At 44.7% G+C, this 17,807-nt stretch carries 15 protein-coding genes; 5 read left to right on the forward strand and 10 right to left on the reverse strand.

The window, feature by feature from the left end; all coding sequences use genetic code 11:
• Nucleotides 1-60 precede the first annotated feature (60 nt).
• The 6 genes from OCV37_RS11340 to OCV37_RS11365 all read right to left on the reverse strand — a co-directional run bounded on the left by OCV37_RS11340 (nucleotide 61) and on the right by OCV37_RS11365 (nucleotide 6,194).
• A complete protein-coding gene (locus OCV37_RS11340) occupies nucleotides 61-1,311 on the reverse strand; it encodes a glutamate-5-semialdehyde dehydrogenase (RefSeq protein ID WP_038183422.1) in 1,251 nt (416 codons plus the stop codon).
• 14 nt (nucleotides 1,312-1,325) lie between these two features.
• Nucleotides 1,326-2,462: a glutamate 5-kinase gene (proB, locus tag OCV37_RS11345; protein ID WP_084717498.1), complete on the reverse strand. Its 1,137-nt coding sequence runs from the start codon at nucleotides 2,460-2,462 to the stop codon at nucleotides 1,326-1,328.
• A gap of 122 nt (nucleotides 2,463-2,584) precedes the next feature.
• Nucleotides 2,585-2,977, reverse strand: coding sequence for a sigma factor-binding protein Crl (gene crl / locus OCV37_RS11350; protein ID WP_038183418.1), 393 nt, complete (start codon nucleotides 2,975-2,977; stop codon nucleotides 2,585-2,587).
• A gap of 83 nt (nucleotides 2,978-3,060) precedes the next feature.
• Nucleotides 3,061-4,305, reverse strand: coding sequence for an esterase FrsA (frsA, locus tag OCV37_RS11355; RefSeq protein ID WP_038183416.1), 1,245 nt, complete (start codon nucleotides 4,303-4,305; stop codon nucleotides 3,061-3,063).
• 97 nt (nucleotides 4,306-4,402) lie between these two features.
• Entirely contained in the window at nucleotides 4,403-4,867 is a 465-nt protein-coding gene (gene gpt / locus OCV37_RS11360; protein ID WP_038183412.1) for a xanthine phosphoribosyltransferase, read from the reverse strand.
• Nucleotides 4,868-4,904: 37 nt separating this feature from the next.
• Nucleotides 4,905-6,194 (reverse strand): NCS2 family permease, encoded by a 1,290-nt coding sequence (locus OCV37_RS11365; protein WP_038183408.1) that lies wholly within the window; start codon nucleotides 6,192-6,194, stop codon nucleotides 4,905-4,907.
• Between the two features lie 814 nt (nucleotides 6,195-7,008).
• Between OCV37_RS11365 and OCV37_RS11370 the strand changes: the two genes are divergently transcribed.
• The 3 genes from OCV37_RS11370 (at nucleotide 7,009) to rimK (ending at nucleotide 10,189) form a co-directional block, all read left to right on the forward strand.
• Entirely contained in the window at nucleotides 7,009-8,490 is a 1,482-nt protein-coding gene (locus OCV37_RS11370) for an aminoacyl-histidine dipeptidase (RefSeq protein WP_038183403.1), read from the forward strand.
• 356 nt (nucleotides 8,491-8,846) lie between these two features.
• Nucleotides 8,847-9,287, forward strand: coding sequence for an ATP-dependent zinc protease family protein (locus OCV37_RS11375; protein WP_038183401.1), 441 nt, complete (start codon nucleotides 8,847-8,849; stop codon nucleotides 9,285-9,287).
• Nucleotides 9,284-10,189 (forward strand): 30S ribosomal protein S6--L-glutamate ligase, encoded by a 906-nt coding sequence (gene rimK, locus OCV37_RS11380; RefSeq protein WP_038183399.1) that lies wholly within the window; start codon nucleotides 9,284-9,286, stop codon nucleotides 10,187-10,189. The genes OCV37_RS11375 and rimK overlap by 4 nt, the downstream gene beginning before the upstream one ends.
• Nucleotides 10,190-10,266: 77 nt before the next feature.
• On the opposite strand, the gene OCV37_RS11385 is transcribed toward rimK, so the two are convergent.
• Both OCV37_RS11385 and dinB read right to left on the reverse strand, forming a co-directional pair.
• Nucleotides 10,267-11,634 (reverse strand): sodium-dependent transporter, encoded by a 1,368-nt coding sequence (locus OCV37_RS11385; RefSeq protein WP_038183397.1) that lies wholly within the window; start codon nucleotides 11,632-11,634, stop codon nucleotides 10,267-10,269.
• Between the two features lie 189 nt (nucleotides 11,635-11,823).
• Entirely contained in the window at nucleotides 11,824-12,882 is a 1,059-nt protein-coding gene (gene dinB, locus OCV37_RS11390; RefSeq protein ID WP_051680698.1) for a DNA polymerase IV, read from the reverse strand.
• A 483-nt stretch (nucleotides 12,883-13,365) separates the two neighbouring features.
• Between dinB and OCV37_RS11395 the strand changes: the two genes are divergently transcribed.
• Nucleotides 13,366-14,439, forward strand: a complete 1,074-nt coding sequence (locus tag OCV37_RS11395; protein WP_245609140.1) for a M23 family metallopeptidase — start codon at nucleotides 13,366-13,368, stop codon at nucleotides 14,437-14,439.
• Nucleotides 14,440-14,624: 185 nt separating this feature from the next.
• Here OCV37_RS11395 and OCV37_RS11400 read toward each other — a convergent pair whose 3' ends face one another.
• A complete protein-coding gene (locus tag OCV37_RS11400; RefSeq protein WP_038183395.1) occupies nucleotides 14,625-15,554 on the reverse strand; it encodes a DMT family transporter in 930 nt (309 codons plus the stop codon).
• A gap of 93 nt (nucleotides 15,555-15,647) precedes the next feature.
• Here OCV37_RS11400 and OCV37_RS11405 point away from each other — a divergent pair, with 93 nt between their 5' ends.
• Nucleotides 15,648-16,541 (forward strand): LysR family transcriptional regulator, encoded by an 894-nt coding sequence (locus tag OCV37_RS11405; protein ID WP_038183393.1) that lies wholly within the window; start codon nucleotides 15,648-15,650, stop codon nucleotides 16,539-16,541.
• A 49-nt stretch (nucleotides 16,542-16,590) separates the two neighbouring features.
• Here the strand turns inward: OCV37_RS11405 and OCV37_RS11410 are convergent, their stop codons facing one another.
• Nucleotides 16,591-17,658 (reverse strand): PA0069 family radical SAM protein, encoded by a 1,068-nt coding sequence (locus OCV37_RS11410; protein ID WP_038183390.1) that lies wholly within the window; start codon nucleotides 17,656-17,658, stop codon nucleotides 16,591-16,593.
• Between the last annotated feature and the right edge of the window lie 149 nt (nucleotides 17,659-17,807).

Raw genomic sequence — 17,807 nt, forward strand, 5'->3', positions numbered from 1 at the left:
AAAGAAAAAGGGGCAGAAATGCCCGCTTATCACACAATCCATTTGATTCATCGGAAAATATCAACTTCTGGACAAATAATCCGCTCGGCCAACCCACTTATAACTGGTGAGTTCTTCTAGCCCCATCGGCCCCCGTGCATGTAATTTTTGCGTTGAAACAGCAACTTCAGCACCTAAACCAAACTGTGCTCCGTCAGTAAAACGTGTTGAGGCATTGACATACACAGCAGCAGAATCGACAGCATTAATAAATTGTTCCGCATGGTCAAGCCGGTTGGTCATAATCGCATCCGAGTGACTTGCATGATGCTCTCGCATATGTTGAATGGCCTGATCGATATGCTTAACCACTTTCACACCAAGTGTATAACTCAGCCACTCCGTATCAAAATCACCATCCTGAGCCGGTCTCAGCGATACCGCCCCCGTCAAGCCAGCCAGTGCCGATTCATCAGCAACGAAAGTTACTTTATCATTCAAACGCTGAACCAACAGTGGTAAGAACTCAGCGGCAATCTGCTCATGAACCAAGAGCGTATCTAAAGCATTGCAAGCCGATGGCCGTTGCACTTTTGCATTTTCAATCACATCCAGAGAACGCTTCAGATCAGCACTGTCATCGATAAACATATGGCTGATGCCAAAGCCACCGATAATCACTGGAATAGTGCTATTTTCCTGACACATTTTATGTAGTCCGGCACCACCGCGTGGAATAATCATATCGACGTACTGATCCAGTTTCAGTAGCTCGCTGACCAGAGCTCGTTCCGGATTCTCAATATATTGAACGGATGCCGCCGGTAATCCGGATTTTTCTAACGATGATTGAATGACTTTAACCAGCGCCATATTGGAGTTAAACGTTTCTTTGCCACCCCGCAATATACTGGCGTTACCGGTTTTCAAACATAGCGCGGCAATATCAATTGTGACATTGGGCCGCGCTTCATAAATCACACCGACAACCCCCAACGGCACACGACGACGAGAAAGAGACAGACCATTTTCCAGAATACGACTGTCTATTTCCCGCCCAACCGGATCTTGTAAACCAACCACATGACGTACATCACTGGCAATACCGGCTAAACGTTCCGTATTGAGCAGCAACCGATCCAATAAAGCATCGCTTAACCCCGCCTGACGTCCCAGCTCAATATCCTGTGCATTCGCTGCCAAAATTGCATCTTGGTTGGCTTCCAGCTCATCGGCAATGATGGTTAAAGCTCGGTTTTTCTGTGCCGTTGTTGCGGTCGATAATTGAAAAGCGGCTTCTTTAGCGGCCTTTCCCATCCATATTAGGTCCACGCTATACTTCCTTCTTATTCCTGAATCACGACCATATCATCCCGGTGTACCACCTCGGAACCATAATCATGCCCCAGCAGTTCATGAATTTCTTTACTATGTTTTCCCTGAATAATCTCCAGATCCTGACTGGAATACGCAGAGATCCCCCGGGCGATGACCTGTCTTGAACGATCGAGAATGACTGCCACATCCCCTCGGGAAAACACACCGTAAATGCCGATGATCCCTTTCGCCAGCAGGCTGCTTCCCTGAGAGACAACCGCGTTCACGGCACCGTCATCAATCATAATTTCACCGGATGCAGCAGGCCCTGCCAGAATCCAACGTTTGCGATTCTCCAAGGCTTCGTCCAGCGGTAAGAAACGCGTGCCTTGAGGGTGTTCACTCAATGAATCCGCAATCACATTCGGGGCTCGACCAGAAGCAACGATTACTTCAATACCGGCTCGACGAGCTATATCTGCAGCTTGCAGTTTAGTGGCCATGCCACCCGTTCCGAGTGTAGTGCCACTTCCGCCTGCAATTTTCCGCAAAGTGTCATCAATCTTTTTGACTTCTCGAATTAACTCAGCGTTCGGATCCTTACGGGGATCAGCCGTAAACAATCCTTTTTGATCAGTCAAAAGCAACAGCTTATCTGCACCACACAATATACCGACCAACGCAGATAAGTTGTCATTATCACCCACTTTAATTTCCAGAGTTGCCACCGCATCGTTTTCATTGACGATCGGGATAATGTCATGTGCCAACAAGGAATTGACGGTATCTCGTGCATTTAAAAAACGTTCACGATCTTCTAAATCCGCACGAGTCAGCAATATCTGGCCGATTTTAAGACCGTAAATCGAAAAGAGAGACTCCCATGTCTGAATCAGTTGGCTTTGGCCAACCGCTGCCAATAGCTGCTTACTCGCGATCGTATTCGGTAATGCCGGATAGCCCAGATGTTCTCTTCCGGCAGCAATGGCCCCCGAAGAGACTAAAACAACGGCATGTCCCTGACGCTTTAGCTCAGCACACTGTCGGACAAGTTCTACCATTTGTGCCCGATCAAGTGCTAATGTCCCGCCGGTCAGAACACTGGTTCCCAACTTGATAATAATTGTTTTTGATTGTCGTTCTTTTTCAGGTTGTTCTATGGCCATCATCAATCATACGATCTAAGTAGAAAAGGAGAGATTCTTTTTAGCAATCAAAAGGACAATTCACAAGTAGAAAAAGGTGCGACTGCACCTTTTTTAACAGAATAAGAAAAATAAGAGGGGAACTATTTATCAACCAAAAGTGGATCGCAGGTGGTTAATTCACAACCAAATCGCTCTTTGAGTAACGTTTCCAACTTCTCATGGAATGCTTTTTGAGTTCGATGTACTTCTTCTAATGCCTGAGGCCGAGGCTCTTCAAGGACCCAATTTCCAGCGTGGTCATATCGACCAATCGCATATTTTGCTTCAAACAACTGAGCATCCGAGTGTGATAATGACATCCACCACCCCCAAAACTCTCTGACTTCCGGTGATTTCTTATCATTGACACAAACTGCGAGACAATCAAACAGATAAGTTCCACTTTGATACTGTTCCTCTCTCAAATATGGACCTAACAATTTAAAAGCTGCATTTAGTCGGTGATGGGTTGGTTCCTTACTCAATTCTGGCATTTCGGCACTCCTTTTTTACAGAATTGCATGTCACTCTAAAACTCAACAAAGCGCATATCTTGTAAATAAAATAGCACAAAAAATCACTCCATCAGTTCATCTTCGAGCCAGTTTATCGCCAAATCGAGGGCTTGCTCATATCCGTGAAATAATGTTTTTGACTTAATCTCTTTTGACCGCCCGCCAACACTATAAGAGGCAACCAGTTGATTATCTGAATAAGGTGATACCGGATCACCTTCCAATCCCAAAGCCAGAATAGGGGTTTTTGTCTTTCTCCCGGTCAGAAAGCCTTGGGTTTTGAGCGACCACGCTCGCAACTGCATCGATAAACTGTCAATATCGACTACATTTTTTCCTAAGCGAGATGCCAGTACATCCAGATACATCTTCGGCATCTGTTTGAGTTTTTCTGGAGAAGACAGAATCGCATGCACCGGAGCCCCCAGAGAGATACAAGCTCTGATTTTACTGGATTCAACAAATGATAACCGGATCATCGCATTGCCGCCAAAACGAAACCCAATGAGTCCGACCCGGTGGTGGTCGACCCAGGGCAAACGGGCAAGCTGATTCAGAACCGTTTGATGGAGAACAGAGGTATCTTCGCTTAGCGGCCATTGCGAGTTATACCCAATCGACGGCATGTCCACCGTCAACATTGCAATATCTCTCTGCGCCAGATACTCCCGGAATAAACGCCACATATCGGTTTGCAGACTATCCAGCCCGGCCGTGACAATCACCACAGGCTGGGGGCGCTCCGTATGTGATAAATGCAGATGAGCTATAATTTTCTTGTTCTGATACGGAAATTCGAGCTGTTTCACAACATATCCAGAACGTTTTGCAGCTTCGGTATAAGCGGTGTTTGCCAATGCCTGAGCCTGAATGGCAAGTGTGTCATTTTTAAGATGTGGATATCCGGCAATACTGAAACATAAGGAAGCCGCAAACATCCGCTCAGCGGCAGCCTCCCCTTCAAGCTGAGCTGACTCATGCTGATAACGAACACCTAATTTATTCCATTCGTAAGTCCAGTTTCCTTGTCGATATCCCATCACCGTATCCAGCCAGCCATCAACAGTTCTGGAATGTGGTGAAGAGGCGATTCGCGCTAAAACTTCTTCCTGATCAATGGAATCGATACCCTGCCATGCCCATTGCATCCGTCTGAGTGTTCGATACCAGGCACCCTCAATTTTTTGAGTGACAAATCCTTGACTACTTGACATGTATTGGGTCAATGCTGAGGTTTCTTTAGCCTGTTTATGATTGTCAAACAATCGTTCAGAAAGGTTTTCACTGTTCTTATTACTCTTAGGCATAAATGGGGACCACGTCGGCAATGTTTAAATTCATCAAAAAAAAATGGCCCATAACAGGACCATTTTCTCAAATTAGCATCAATTCATATGAAAAGATCTATTTCAGCTTACGATTCACTGGCTCAACATAGGATAGTACAGTATCCCAAGGTTGTTCAATCCATGTATCCTGAGCCACATCAACGATATATTCGTCAACTAAATCTTTACCGGCCGGTTTGGCACACACTGTGATAAGTTTAGCTTTTGGGTACAACTCGCGAATTTTACGTGCTGTATCACCGCTATCAACTAAATCATCGACAATCAAATACCCTTCACCATCATGTTCAGGTGCTTTGAGCACGCTCATATCGCGCTGATGATCATGGTCATAACTAGAAATACAGATAGTATCGACGTAACGAATCCCCAGCTCCCGAGCAAGAATTGCCGCTGGCACAAGTCCACCACGACTCACCCCAATCAGACCTTTCCACTGTTCTGCAGGCATTTGGCGCTCAGCGAGCTGACGGCAATACATCTGCATATTATCCCATGTAATCAGGAATCTTTTGCTCATTGTTCTCTATCCAATTTTTTATCTAAAATCTAATTCGTTAACCTGCGATATATTTTACAACAAAAATCGCAGCCATGACCCACACACTGAGTGAAACATGACGGGCTTTACCGCTCAAGAGTTTAATCACCGCATACGAGATAAAACCTAAAGAGATACCTTCAGCAATTGAAGAGGTAAGAGGCATCATTAAACAGGTCACGACAACAGGCGCAGCCTCCGTGAGATCCCGCCAGTCAATACCAACCAAACCGGATAGCATCAGAATAGACACATAAAGGAGTGCACCTGCGGTTGCGTATGCGGGAATCATTCCAGCAAGCGGCGCAAAGAATAAAGCAAACAGGAAGAGAATTCCAACAACAACCGCTGTCAATCCGGTTCGTCCGCCAGTTGCAACACCAGCCGCACTCTCAATGTAAGACGTGGTATTCGATGTTCCGAGTAACGCACCGGCAACCGTTGCAGAAGAGTCGGCCAACAATGCCCGATTCAGACGCGGAATTTTTCCGTCTTCGCCAATAAGTTCTGCTTTCTGAGCAACACCGACAAGTGTTCCGGCGGTATCAAACAGGTCGACGAACAAGAATGCAAACACAACCGAGATCATGCCAACATCTAATAGTGCAGAAAAATCCAGCTGTAAAAATGTCGGGGCTATACTTGGCGGCATTGAAACCAACCCGGTCCAATGGACATCACCGATCATCAAACCAATCGCACTGATCGCCAAAATAGCAATCATCACCCCACCTTTCACATTACGATAAACCAGTGCGATCGTGAGAAAGAAACCGAGGGCGCCTAAAACACAATGCAGCGAAGTAATATGGCCAAGAGAAACCAGTGTCGCTGGATTATCAACGATAATCCCTGCATTTTTTAACGCGATAAAAGCAAGAAACAGACCGATCCCTGACGAAATACCGGTCCTTAAAGACATTGGAATTGAATTGATAATCCATTCCCGAATCTTAAATAAACTCAGTAGGATGAACAACACGCCTGAAGCAAAGACTGCTGCCAAAGCAACCTGCCACGTATACCCCATGCCGAGCACGACAGTATAGGTGAAAAATGCATTCAGTCCCATCCCCGGCGCCAGCGCTATCGGATAATTCGCGACAAACCCCATGATGAAACAGCCAACAGCAGCTGCCAGACACGTTGCCACAAAAACGGCGCCATGATCCATGCCTGTATCCGCTAGAATTGCTGGATTCACAAAAATGATATAAGCCATGGTCAGAAAAGTCGTAATTCCCGCAATGACTTCTGTTCGCATGGTTGTCCCATGTTCACTCAGTTTAAATAGCTTCTCGAGCATGATGGTTCCTATATAGATTCAAGTAAACGGTTGCGTAAACGATTGGGAGGCGATTATAGAGAGTAAAGACGGCAAATTCTAGCGCAATTGATATAAAAACTGACCTAATAGTCAAGTTTATGAAACCTTGTAAATATCTCGATTTACACGGTATCGATTATCAAAATATCGGAGTCATCCCCATCTGTGATTGCATCAGACAAGCAGGCTCAACCGCACGGTAGGATAAAAAAACGCCACTTCATATGAAGTGGCGATGGAAAGGGGTCAAAATCTTCCAATAAATTTAGGGGTGAACAAAAATGTCCGAGCCACAAGTTTCTATCGGTGCCAACTGAACAACAGACCATCAGAGCAAATCGGTCTAATCAGAGCCTCGAATATTCCCCATCGTTCTCGTTGGAAAATACTTCATTCAGGCGTCCCAATAAACGGGTTCAATAGAAGCGTTGCAGGCAGATTCAAATATACCATAAAGAAAATTTATTACAACAAAACCGTGATAAAAATCAAATAAAGCCAGATTTAGTTAAATTTTATTGAGATTTATGTAATTTAATTACCAAAATAAAACTTTTTGATGAAATTTTATTCCCTAACCTCAACAACAATAATCAATGCAGCTCATATTGATTTTAAAAAAAACATTTGTCGAACTATCCCCTGCATGATGAGGGTGATATTCTCTTGCTATCGACTGGTGCACAGGGTCTTCAGTACAAACGAACGCTCAAGTACAGACTAAACTTTACGCACCAACTCAGTTTGATTTGATCCACTTTTCATCAACCACGTTGTGGAACAGGAGTCTTCAGTGTCAGAATTCCAATCCGAAATCAGTCATCTTTCACCATCTCTTGTCTGGAAATTTTTCGATAAGATATGTTCTATCCCGCATCCTTCATATCATGAAGAAAATCTCGCACAATACATTATCGAATGGGCTCAAGAGCAATCGCTTGATGTCAGACGAGATCCTACAGGTAACATTTTTATTAAAAAACCGGCCACATCAGGCATGGAAAACCGAAAAGGGGTTGTTTTACAGGCGCATCTGGATATGGTGCCCCAAAAAAATGAAGAGACGGTTCACAACTTCGAACAAGATCCGATTCGCCCTTACATTGACGGAGACTGGGTCACCGCTCAAGGCACGACTCTCGGTGCAGACAATGGGATTGGAATGGCAACCTGTCTTGCTGTTTTAGCCGCCGATAATATCCAACATGGTCCTTTAGAAGTGCTGTTGACCATCAATGAAGAGGCAGGCATGACGGGTGCGTTTGGTCTGGAGCCGGGTTACCTTGAAGGCGAGATCCTGCTGAATACGGACTCAGAACAGGAAGGCGAAGTTTACGTCGGATGTGCCGGAGGTATTAACGGACTACTCGCGTTTGATATTGAACGGAGTCCGGTACCGGCAAACCATGTCATCCGCAAACTCCAGCTCAAAGGTCTCAAAGGTGGCCATTCAGGCTGTGATATCCATCTTGGCCGCGGCAATGCCAATCAATTATTAGCTCGATTTTTGGCACAACATGCCAAACCACTTGCATTCCGACTGATTGATTTTCAGGGTGGCTCATTGAGAAATGCGATTCCGCGTGAAGGTTTTGTGACTTTATGCCTCCCTGAAGAAAATGCATCCGAACTCGCTGAAGCATTCCAACGTTTCTCCGCAACCATTCGTCAGGAACTGGAACAGACAGAAGGCAATATCATCACCGAATGTCATGATATTGAGCTGGATCCGCAACGGCATCAGGTATTTGATTTATCGACTCAGCAACGTTTCATTGCCACACTCAATGCCAGCCCCAATGGCGTGATTCGGATGAGTGACGATTTTCCCGGCGTGGTCGAAACCTCACTGAATCTGGGAGTGGTCAAAACAGATGAATCGACAGTTTCTATCCTCAGCTTAGTCCGTTCTTTAATCGACTCCGGCCGTCAACAGGTAGAAAGCCGTCTGAGATCGATAGCCGAACTCGCCCATGCGCATGTTGATTTTTACGATGCCTATCCCGGGTGGAAGCCTGATACGAATTCAGCCATTATGGCCATCTTCAGGGAACAGTATGAAAATATTTATGGTCATAAACCAAATATTATGGTCATTCATGCCGGTCTCGAATGTGGATTATTCAAACGTCCGTATCCGGAGATGGATATGGTATCGTTCGGCCCGACGATTAAGTTCCCACACTCCCCGGATGAAAAAGTGCAAATCAGCACCGTTCAGCAATTCTGGGAACAGATGATCGTTATGCTGAAAAGCATTCCAGAGAAAGACTAAGTCACGGTATGCCGTAGCGGAAAATGACAACGCCGCTACGGTGAATACCATACGAACATGATGCAAATTTAGGCAACTTATCTCATTGAAAATAAAAATAATTTAGCCAAAATTTTCAGCACACACTCTCTATTATGATTATTTATCGTGACGGATAATTTTTTTATTCGCTCAATCCTGAAACTGCTGGTAGTGTTCCCACAGGCAAAGTCACACCTGTTTAAAAATTAAGCGCATTTCTGTATAAGAGACTCCCCAGAGGTTATGATTACCAATGGGGGGAACAGCCTTGCAGGAATAAAATTGCCCAGCGCCTTTCCTATCGATTCAACGTCTATTAATCGAAGAACACAAAGATGAATGAAAAAATTATGATTGGCTGGAGAGAGACTCTGAGTCTCCCAGCTTTGGGAATTCCCGCGATCAATGCAAAGATCGATACTGGCGCAAAGACATCTTGTCTCCACGCATTTAAAGTGAAAGCCTTTAAAAAAGAAGGCGTACAATGGGTACGATTCTGGCTGCATCCCCGTCAGAAGGACGATTCAGAAGTTGTCATTTGCGAAGCGCCTGTGATTGATCGGCGGATCGTCAGAAACTCCGGCGGCTATGAGGAAAAACGTTATGTTATCCGAACAGATCTCAAGCTAGGTACCGAACAGTGGCCGATCGATATTACGCTGACAAATCGTGAAAATATGGCATTCCGAATGTTACTCGGCAGGACAGCGATGCGCCCAAGACTCATCGTTGACCCGGATGCATCATTTCTACTGAACTCTGGTGATCACGCATGAAAATTGGCATTCTTTCGAGAAACAGCTCGCTCTATTCAACTCAGCGACTGATTGAAGCATGTAAAGAGCGGGGACATGAATATAAAGTGATCGACGCTTTACGTTGTTACATGAATATCAACTCAGAAAAACCGGAAATTCATTTTAAGGGAGAGCAGTTATCCGGGTTTGATGCCATTATTCCACGCATCGGGGCATCGGTAACGTTTTATGGCACAGCCGTTTTACGGCAGTTTGAAATGATGGGCGTTTATCCGGTCAATGAATCCGTCGCCATCAGTCGTTCCAGAGATAAACTTCGCTCTATGCAATTACTGTCCAGAAAAGGCATTGGTATGCCGATTACCGGATTTGCCAGCAAACCCGATGATATCAAGGATTTATTGAATATGGTCGGCGGTGCACCGGTTGTGATCAAACTCCTTGAAGGCACACAAGGGATTGGCGTCGTTTTAGCTGAAAACCGTAAAGCTGCGGAAAGTGTGATTGAGGCCTTTATGGGACTCAAGGCAAACATCATGGTGCAAGAGTACGTCAAGGAAGCCGGTGGGGCTGATATCCGTTGTTTTGTGATTGGTGATAAAGTGATTGCCTCGATGAAGCGTCAAGGCGCAGAAGGCGAATTCCGTTCAAACCTACACCGGGGCGGAACAGCAACACTGGTCAAAATCTCTCCTCTGGAACGTAAAACCGCCATTGATGCCGCCAAGATTATGGGACTCAATGTTGCCGGAGTTGACCTACTCCGCTCATCTCGCGGCCCATTGGTGATGGAAGTCAATTCCTCTCCGGGTTTAGAAGGGATTGAAAAAGCGACAGGCAAAGATATCGCAGGGATGATCATTGATTTTGTCGAGAAGAATGCCCAAGCGAGAAAAACGAGAACTCGGGGACGAGGATAACCGATGCCCTCAAGAGCCATTCAAACCGGCTCTTGAGGAGATACCTGCACGAAGATCGAGTTATGACAATCTAAATATCAAGAAAATAGAGAAAACCACATCACAGCGACAACAAAGAGCGGGCAAACATATTTAATATATGCCGGCCATAAACGCCCGAACCAATGTTGAGAAACACCCGGGAATCCATGCTGAAGTTCGGTTATTTTCGCGCGATGACGCCAGACCCATCCGCCAAACAGACAGAACATCAAAGCAGCAAGCGGTTGTAGGTAATGTGTAGCGAGCATCACCACTAAGCCAAACAGTTCATGGAAATGATAGAGCACCACAGCACTGAAGAGTGCAATGACAGTACCCAGTGCCCATGTCGTGCCATTCCGGCTGGTGCTCCAGCGTTCACTGACGAGCGTAACCGGGCATTCAAGCATGGATATCGATGAAGTCAGCGCGGCAATCGTCAACAACAGAAAGAAGATAATTGCAAAAAACTGCCCGAAAATTCCTAAACTCTCGAACATCATCGGTAATACACGAAAAACCAGTGTATCGGAATTGAGTAAACTCCCATCGGCAGCATAAATTTCAACGCCTTGTTTCATGGCCACAAACATCGCCGGCATAACCACCAGCCCTGCAATAAAAGCAACGCCGGTATCAACCAGTGTGACACTCAACGCCATTTTGGGGAGGTTCTCTTTTTTACTCAAATACGAACCATACACCAACATCGAGCAACCACCGATGGTCAGCGAAAAGAATCCCTGTCCCATCGCAGCAAGAATCAAGTCTTTATTCCATATTTTGCTGAAGTCAGGAATCAGATACTGTTTCAGTCCTTCAATGGCACCGTCTTGCATCAAGATATAAACGAACAATACGGCAAAGAGAATAAACAAGGCAGGCATCAAACGTGTAGACCATTTTTCGATCCCCTGTTTGACACCCCCCTGAACAATCAGAATCGTTAAAACATAGAAAATCACGGTGCCGAATAAATTACGTTCAACAGAGAAACCTTCTAACCACTGAGACAGTTCTCCCCACCCGAATAGCTGGCAGAATGCGGCAAGAAAAAAGCAGATGATCCATCCCCCGACAATACTGTAAAACGCGAGTACCGCACAGGGAACACTTAACCCCAACCATCCCACACCGGCAGCAAATTTCTGAGTTCTCGGTTGAGATGAAAGCGCACGCATGCTATCGACTGGATTGGCTTGACCGTGACGACCAATTGCCATTTCAACCACCAACATCGGAAAAGCAACAAAAGCAATCAGAATCAGATAAACCAACAGGAAAGCACCGCCACCATTACTGGCAACCTGAGTTGGAAATCCCCAGATATTGCCTAACCCCACTGCAGCACCGGAAGCCGAAAGAATAAAACCAAGTCGAGACGCGAAAAAATCACGTGAGGAAGATTGTGGCATACTACTCATACAACATATCAATAAACTAGTTGATGAGTACAATAATCAAAAAATTGGCTTTTCACAATCAAAAAAGAGAGTATTTGATGCTTAACGCGCAAATGTTTTTATATTCAACGCCTAATCAACATAAATAAACGATAAGTCTCTATTCTATCTCGATGAAACACGCGTCTTGACAGAGCAGAACATGTCAAGTCACCAGTCAAAACTCATCTGCTCTTTTTCGCGGTGTTCGATGTTCAGTCCGACAGACAGACCGATAAGACGGATGCCCCGCCCTTGTTGTCTCAACAACGCATCTCGCAATAACGCAGTAAAAAAGTCCTTATCTAATTTCGATTGTTTATGTTCAACGGTCGTTTGCTTGAAATCATCAAATTTCAGCTTGACCCCCTGTCGGATGATTTTCTTTTCGGGAGATATTTTTTCAAGTCGAGTCACTAAAGATGGATATAACCGGTCAATCACATCTAAACATTCAGCTTCAGTATAAATATCTGCACTGAATGTTCTTTCAACGCCAACCGACTTTCTGACTCTCGATACTTCAACCGCTCTTTTATCGATGCCGTGGCACCTATCCCACAAAGTTTGCCCTAAACGACCAAAGTGTTTGACTAACAGATGGTGCTCATATGCTTTCACGTCTTTGCCATAAAACAGGCCGAACTTGTGTAGTTTCTCTAATGTAACTTTCCCCACGCCGGGGATTTTACCCAGTGGCAATTCCTCAATGAAAGCATCCAATTCGCTCGGAGGAATCACACAAATACCATTCGGTTTATTCATATCCGAAGCGACTTTGGCAACAAATTTAAGAGGGGCAACGCCGGCACTTGCCGTTAGACTCAGCTCAGATTCAATGGTCTTTCTGATATCTTGAGCAATCAGTGTTGCCGAGCCTTTAAAAAGCAGGCTATGCGTGACATCCAGATAAGCTTCATCTAAAGACAGTGGTTCAATCAAATCCGTGTATCTGGTAAAAATTTCACGGATTTGCTGAGAAACAGCCTTGTACTTCTCCATATTTCCGGAAATCACCGTCAGATGCGGGCATAACCTGAGCGCATGAGCTGTTGGCATAGCAGAGCGAACCCCGTACTGGCGCGCTTCATAACTACAAGTCGAGAGTACACCCCGTCCAAACTGAGAGCCTCCGATGGCCAATGGAATACCTCTCAAATCAGGGTTATCTCTTGCTTCAACCGCGGCATAATAACAATCCAGATCGATGTGAATGATTTTATTGGTCATAAGTATCCAGTGCCATATCCAGATGATGAAGACAACTTTGTGCAGCCATTAGGATAAATTCCGTGACTAAAAGCATTTCAATAACACGTCAAAATACTGTTTATATACACAGTATAATACAATATTGTTCTAGAAATAAAAGAAGGGAGATATGACTAAATAATGCGCGACACGTCGCTCATTTGGAATACAACCCCATCGGGTTATCGATATCGATCTAATTTGCTAAAAATAAAAAATATACCTTCAATGACGCGTTCTGCGTGAAATGATCAAACCACTCCAAACTTATTGAATCATTTCATATTTACATAAACGTGCACTGACTTGTGGGATGCTGCCAGAATTACACATTTAACACTCCATATGACGCATATTATGCTATAGGATGAGCAAACACTAAGTGCATACGGAGTGCCATTTATGTTTAACAAAAAATATATGTATTTCGGATTAGTGTTGCTAGGTATAAGCAGTGGTGCTATGGCTCATTCTTTATATCCCAACATAACTCCCCATGAGATCCCACAGGCAAAGCTAACAAGTAGTGAACTGCCAAATATTTTGATCGGTGATAATGAGTTTGTCTACCAGCCTCATTTTCGACCATTTGATATCGATAGTTTTTTAGCAGAGACCCAGCCTTCATGGCAGTCAAGCAAGGAATTGGTTAAGCATTGGGCAGGAGCAACGGGTGTTGATCCCAGAGTACTGTTAACGACTCTGATGGTGATTCATCCACAACAAAGGCCAACGGCTAATGAGATTAAAGCCGTAGCAAATCAACTGTCACAACACTTCTACTACTATGATTCACACAAGTCGCTGACCCGGAAAAATTATAACGCTGCCACTTTGGCGGTGGCACAGCAACTGCCGACACTATCTGATTGGATCAACTGGCAACGTCAATATGAGCAGTGGTTTGGTCCAATTATCACAACTCAAGAAGTACAGCAAAAAGTCAAACCGGCAGCACCTGCGCTTGCATTAGCACCGTCTATTTCTGATGCGAATCATGACCTCGGCACCATCCAGTGGCCATGGATGCAAGGCTATTCATGGATACCGAACGGCCCACATTCACACACGGGTGATGGCTATCCTTTATCATCGATAGATGTTTCCTACAATTGGCCTGCCTGGGGAGAGCCCACTTATAGTGTGACAGCCGCCCACGATGGTTATGTGACTGTCATGTCTCGTTGTCAGGTTCGGGTGACTAACCCCAATGGATGGGCAACAAACTACTATCATATGGACTGGATTCAGGTCGAGGATGGTCAGTGGGTAACTAGAGATACTGAATTAGGTATTTATGCAAACCAACGTTCAATTGCACTTTGTGAAGGTGGTTCATCGACAGGTCCACATTTACATTTCTCTTTGCTTTATGAAGGTCGCTTCCAATCTTTACAGGGCGTTCAGCTAGGTCCATACAAAATTCAAGTTGGCCGTTACAACTATGATAGTGATTGTAAATATAGCTGGTTATACGATACGCGAAACCGGCGTAAAGTATGCCTGTACCAAAGTGTTGATAACCCGCCTCTTTAAAGGGTCGGTCTGACTCATTTCATCAGAAGATGAATCATAATGTTCAATCTCCCCACATTGGGGAGATTGAACATTCAACAAATCAAGTGACTTTCAGATTCAGGATTTTATTCCTGAGATGACGCCTAACTTGAAGGTTTTCCCCGCCCTACACGTTTCTCATCGACTGCTCAAAGCGGACTCAACTAAAATTCAGAGCAAGGTTTAGGGGCTCGTTTCAGCAGACGAATTCGTGGTAATAACAGACCTATAATCACAACTGCAATACCAAGTAGTTGTAGCTGAGTCACTGCCTGACCAAGCATAAATGAGGTGAGTACGGAAAAAATCGGTACAAAGTTAAAAAACAACGCGGCATTGGCTGATCCGAGATGACGCACCCCATTGAGCCACAGCAAATACCCAGCAACGGTGCCAAACACGCCAATATAAACGACTTCCGATATACCTAATGCTGTGCTATGCCACAATTCAGCAAACGGATAGACTTCCGGAGAAACCAGACACATAATGCCAATGACTGAAGCACCGCTCAACATACCGATAAAAGTATAAGGAATCACTGGCATCCAGCGACTGATTCCCTGACTAAAATAGGTATAAAAACTCCAAGCAAGCATCCCACCAAAGATTAATTGATCACCATGGTTGATCTGCATCGAGAATAACGTTTCAAGATGACCGTTAGTGATCACCATCAATACACCGGCAAGACTCACCAACAGACTAATACATTGTACAAAGGACGGAAAAGTGCGCAGGGCAATACACGCAATCAGAGAGGTCATGAGCGGACTAAGCGCCATAATTAATGAACCATTGGTCGCATTGGTCGTCGCCAGTCCCGTAAACAGACCGAGATTAAGACCGCCAACCCCGACAATACTGACTGAAACAACCCAACACCATTGATACACACTCAAATGCATTTCGGGCATACGTTTGACCTTGAGATACCCCGCCAGACATGTGGCTGCAATGATGAAACGCCAGAACACTAAGGTGAGAGCATGCACTTCTTCTAATGCATGTTTACCAATTGGAAAGCTGCTGCCCCAAAAGAAGGTACAAATAATGAGCAGGACAACCGCTTTCATGGTTGAATTAGATTTCATCGTCACTCCGAATCACTTGTCAAAACTTATTGATTAGTGTATTGATTTCAATAATTAGATAAACAAGCAATTTTAAGACAGTAAATACCAATAATGAAACTTAGCTATTCGTTAGATGACCTGCGTTGCTTCTGTGCTGTCGCACGAGCAGGAAGCTTCAAAGACGCTGCTCAATTTTTGGGGATGCCACTTTCTACATTGAGCCGTCGTATCCGTCAGTTAGAAGCCGATCTGCAGCTTCGTTTACTTAATCGAGATGCTCACCGAGTTGTACTAACCAGCATCGGTGAGCAGTATTTTCAGCGCTCCGCTATGCTGTTCGATGAACTCAATCATATCGACGAAGAGCTACATCGGGATAAATATCAACCACAGGGAAAAATCCGTATTTCCGCGCCAATCAATGCTGGCTCATACTTCCTGCGAGACATCTTTTATGATTTTTTACTACAATATCCGGATATTCAGCTCGATCTGAATTTTTCCAACTCTCTGATTGATATTGAAGGGGAAGGAATGGACGTCGTATTTCGAGTCGGAAACCTAGTCACCGATAACTGGATTGCGAGACCACTAAAGCATATCCATTTTATTTTGTGCTCTCATTCTGATTACGATATTTCCGGCATCACAACACCAGAAAAATTATGTGGTCACCCAACAATCATCTGCCGCCCCATGATACCGTGGCAATTAGTGCACAAAAAAAACCGTGAAACGTTCGATTATCAGCCAAATAGAAGAATCAGGTTGGAAGTGGACGAAATTTTGACATTGGTTCATGCCATTAAAGCAGGGCTCGGGATCGGCTACGTGCCGGATTACTTTGCACTACCGATGATCGCACAAGGAGAAATCAACCATGTGCTATCGGAATGGCACAGTAAAGCTCGTACATTATTTATGCTCTATCGCGATCGTGACAACTTACCAATGCGGGTACGCCTGTTCGTCGAGTTTATTATCAAACACTTTAACGAGAGGTAACGCCATTGCGATCAACCGACATACAGAGATATTAATATTTTGACTCGCCTCAAAACAGCGCGATTTGATCGCCACGCCGGGGCGGGACTTGAAAGCGACGACAGTCCAATTGTTCTGATTTTCGTTCCTCAGCACCCATTTTACGCCTTGCCAGATGAAAACGTTGCCGAATGAAATCAGCGTAGACACCACTACCGGTCATGCGCTTACCAAATTCACCTTGATAAAGTTGTCCGCCATGCATACTACGGATATGGCTAAGAACTCGCTCAGCACGCAGTGGAAAATGCTGTTGTAACCAATCTTCAAATAGAGGAGCAACCTCATGAGGTAAACGTAACATCACATAACCAACCCGATCTGCTCCCGCATCAATAATAGCCTGCACTAATGTTTCCAGTTCATGATCATTAATAAAAGGGATCACGGGTGCAATCATCACGGTTACCGGTATATTTCTCTCTCTCAAGGCACGAATCATTTTCAGACGAACAGCTCCCGGAACAGCTCTGGGCTCCAGTCGACGCGACAGGTCATGATCGAGCGTTGTTAGGCTGACACCGACATGAACGAGATGTTCTGATGCCATCGATTGCAGCAAATCGATATCTCTCAAAATCAGAGAACTTTTTGTGATAATAGAAACAGGTTGTTTATATTCACAGGCAATATTCAGGAGTTTCTGGGTAATCTTGAGCTCTTTCTCTATGGGTTGATAAGCATCCGTATTGATACCAAGCGCAATTGGTTGACACTGATAGTTCGGATGGCGGAGTTCTGCTTCAAAGATCTCGGGGGCATTGATCTTGGCCGTCAGACGTGTTTCAAAATCAATGCCGGGAGAAAGATTCAGATACGCGTGTGTCGGCCGGGCAAAACAATAGATACAACCATGCTCACAGCCTCGATACGGATTCACCGAAAGGCGAAACGGAATATCGGGGGATTGATTTGATGTGATTAGGGTCTTGGCATGTTCGTAGCGCACCTCTGTGTCCGGTGAAGAAACTGAATAAAAGTTATTCTCTGCTTCTATGGTGTGGACTTCAAAGCGCCCGGGGATCGCTGACATCGTCCCACGGCCTTGAAATCGTTTCCCAGATACATCGCGTGACATAATTAACTCTCAATACTGTTTATATATACAGTATTATCATAAGCAATATTTATCTGAAGCGCGATCTAATTTTTTGCCATCATTCATATTATCTCCACTCATCATTTATTTTTGGCGAATGTCAGAATGATCAGACAGAGAGAATCAAG

This window comes from Vibrio rhizosphaerae (assembly GCF_024347095.1).
GTDB classification, from domain to species: domain Bacteria; phylum Pseudomonadota; class Gammaproteobacteria; order Enterobacterales; family Vibrionaceae; genus Vibrio; species Vibrio rhizosphaerae.

What these genes read in the sequence shown, in the direction of transcription:
- proB (WP_084717498.1), bottom strand. Translation starts at nt 2,462, where the DNA reads ATGGCCATAGAACAACCTGAAAAAGAACGACAATCAAAAACAATTATT.
- crl (WP_038183418.1), bottom strand. Translation starts at nt 2,977, where the DNA reads ATGCCAGAATTGAGTAAGGAACCAACCCATCACCGACTAAATGCAGCT.
- frsA (WP_038183416.1), bottom strand. Translation starts at nt 4,305, where the DNA reads ATGCCTAAGAGTAATAAGAACAGTGAAAACCTTTCTGAACGATTGTTT.
- gpt (WP_038183412.1), bottom strand. Translation starts at nt 4,867, where the DNA reads ATGAGCAAAAGATTCCTGATTACATGGGATAATATGCAGATGTATTGC.
- OCV37_RS11365 (WP_038183408.1), bottom strand. Translation starts at nt 6,194, where the DNA reads ATGCTCGAGAAGCTATTTAAACTGAGTGAACATGGGACAACCATGCGA.
- OCV37_RS11375 (WP_038183401.1), top strand. Translation starts at nt 8,847, where the DNA reads ATGAATGAAAAAATTATGATTGGCTGGAGAGAGACTCTGAGTCTCCCA.
- rimK (WP_038183399.1), top strand. Translation starts at nt 9,284, where the DNA reads ATGAAAATTGGCATTCTTTCGAGAAACAGCTCGCTCTATTCAACTCAG.
- OCV37_RS11385 (WP_038183397.1), bottom strand. Translation starts at nt 11,634, where the DNA reads ATGAGTAGTATGCCACAATCTTCCTCACGTGATTTTTTCGCGTCTCGA.
- dinB (WP_051680698.1), bottom strand. Translation starts at nt 12,882, where the DNA reads ATGACCAATAAAATCATTCACATCGATCTGGATTGTTATTATGCCGCG.
- OCV37_RS11395 (WP_245609140.1), top strand. Translation starts at nt 13,366, where the DNA reads ATGGCTCATTCTTTATATCCCAACATAACTCCCCATGAGATCCCACAG.
- OCV37_RS11400 (WP_038183395.1), bottom strand. Translation starts at nt 15,554, where the DNA reads ATGAAATCTAATTCAACCATGAAAGCGGTTGTCCTGCTCATTATTTGT.
- OCV37_RS11405 (WP_038183393.1), top strand. Translation starts at nt 15,648, where the DNA reads ATGAAACTTAGCTATTCGTTAGATGACCTGCGTTGCTTCTGTGCTGTC.
- OCV37_RS11410 (WP_038183390.1), bottom strand. Translation starts at nt 17,658, where the DNA reads ATGTCACGCGATGTATCTGGGAAACGATTTCAAGGCCGTGGGACGATG.